At 39.5% G+C, this 2,374-nt stretch carries 1 protein-coding gene; it reads right to left on the bottom strand.

The window, feature by feature from the left end:
- Nucleotides 1–2,374: hypothetical protein (locus tag ABXH34_RS18615; protein ID WP_353573389.1), on the bottom strand; the 2,374-nt coding region annotated here is incomplete at both ends.

Raw genomic sequence — 2,374 nt, 5'->3', positions numbered from 1 at the left:
GATTACGTGAATTAAAGCTAAACTCAACGCTTTCACCACCTAACACCGCTTGCAATAAATTACCATCTTTATCAAATACAGTTGGGGTTTGCTGAACTTGAGCTAATTGATTGGCTGCACCATATTCCATCTCTAAATCAACTTGAGGAATTGCACTCTCAGGTTGTTTGATCTCCTCAATAATATTGCCAGCCGCATCGTAACTAAAGGTATATTTGAACATACTTTTACGCTGCGGAGACATCTCCCACAAACGAGATAATTGGCCTGTTTTAGTATAGTAGTCTCGGGATTGATATGTACCATTAGGGTGATAAATGTCACTTAACAAACGATTTTCAATATTGCTATAGTAATACCATGTTTTCCGGCCTGCCCAGTCTGTGACTTTAGCTAACTGATTAAACTCATCATATTCATAAAATACCTGTTTTCCATCAGGATAAGTCAAACGAGTTAAATTACCGACTTCATCATACACATAATCCAATGTATTGCCACGTGTATCAGTATAACTTGTGACACGATTCAACCCATCATAAGTGCGGTTAATCGTACCTGAGCTATCCGCCACGGTTAACACATTACCATTGGCATCATAAGTATATTCAATTGTGCCATCTACATCCGTGAGATGAGTCAAACGCCCGATTGCATCATATTCCAATTGACGCTGTTGACCCCGAGCATTAGTCACTTGAGTTAACAAATCTCGGGCATTATATTCATAACGCACAGGATGACCTGTGGCAACGATTTCAGCAATCAAACGTCCATTGCGATCATAAGTAAATTGGGTTTGATTTTGGTTAGGATCAGTTAAACTACTGGCATTTCCCTCTGCATCAAAGCTTTGACTGCTAATACCGTTCAATGCATCGACACTAGAAACCAAACGATTTAAACCATCATAACTATACTCAGTCGAATGACCCAAAGGATCGGTTAACTCAATCAGACGATTTAATTCATCGTAACGAAATTGCGTTTGATAACCTGCAACATTTTCTGAAGCAATGGGATTGCCGCGTTTATCATAAGTTAAGGTTGCAACTCGGTCGCCAAAAGCATCAATCTGGCTTATCACATTGCCCAATTCATCATAATAAAGCTGAATTTGACGACGCCCTTCTGCATTAATAACCTTTTCCAATTGTCCTTTAGCATCATAGACAAATTGATTACTATGACCACGTGGATCAGTTATTTTCGTTAAACGATCATCATCGTCATACTCATAACTTGTGGTGTTATTTAAGGCATCGATTTGAGCAACTAAACGTCCACTGGCATCATACTCACGACGAGTCACATTACCATTGGCATCCGTCACTTGAATAATATTGCCTCGACTGTCATACGCAAATTGACGTACATGATTCAACGCATCGGTTAAACTAATCACACGTCCTTTAGCGTCATAACCCATCCGTGTGGTGTAGCCTTCTGCATCGGTCATCGCCACCATGCGTCCAACAGCATCATATTCGACACCTTGTACTTGTCCTTCAGGCTGTGTGATTTGGCTGACTAAACCATTTTCATAAGCTAAACGAGTGGTATTGCCTGATGCAGTGCTAGAAGCGGTTAATTGACCTTGTGCGTTATATTCATAACTCGTAGTTTCACCGATAGCATTACGATATGAAATTAAAAGATTTTGTGCATCATAACTTAACTCAACAGTTTGATTACCTGCATTGATTACACGGCTTAAATTGTCATTCGCATCATACTGTAAGCTTGTGACTGCACCCGCTTCATCGGTAGTACGGATTAAATTACCACGCTCATCATAAGCAAAGTATTTGGTTTCACCTTTGGCATTAGTAACTTGAGTGCGCTTACCTTTTTCATTGTAGGCATAATGTTTTGTTAGCCCTAATTCATCCTGCAAACTCATCAGCTTGTACGCATCGTTAAACGTATAAACCTGTTGCTGACCATTACGATAAGTGACTGTAGTGGTTGAGCCATTAGCTGAACCGTCATCATAAGACAATTGGATTGCCTTATCATCAAGCCCATCATATTGTGCAATAGCTAAATTTGTCGTTTCATCAAATACATTACGGAATATTTGTTGACCGTTTGTATCAGTTGCACGCACAATTTGCCCAAGCTCATTGTGAACATAGTTTGTTGTTTGCCCTAGTACATCTATGATTTGAGTTAAATTGTGATTAGCATCATATTGGAAACTGACTTGACGAGCTGCATTATCTGAAACCGCCGTGACTAAACCATCCGTGTACTGATATTGCAAATAACGTCCTGAAGGCTCAGTGACTTTAACCAATTGATCTTGATCGTTATAAATTAAATCAACAAACTGACCTTGCTTATTACCACGTTGAATCAATTGACCTTGAGC

It is taken from the genome of Candidatus Albibeggiatoa sp. nov. BB20 (assembly GCA_016744725.1).
GTDB lineage: Bacteria > Pseudomonadota > Gammaproteobacteria > Beggiatoales > Beggiatoaceae > Albibeggiatoa.
This window is presented reverse-complemented; position numbering and strand designations above follow the sequence as displayed.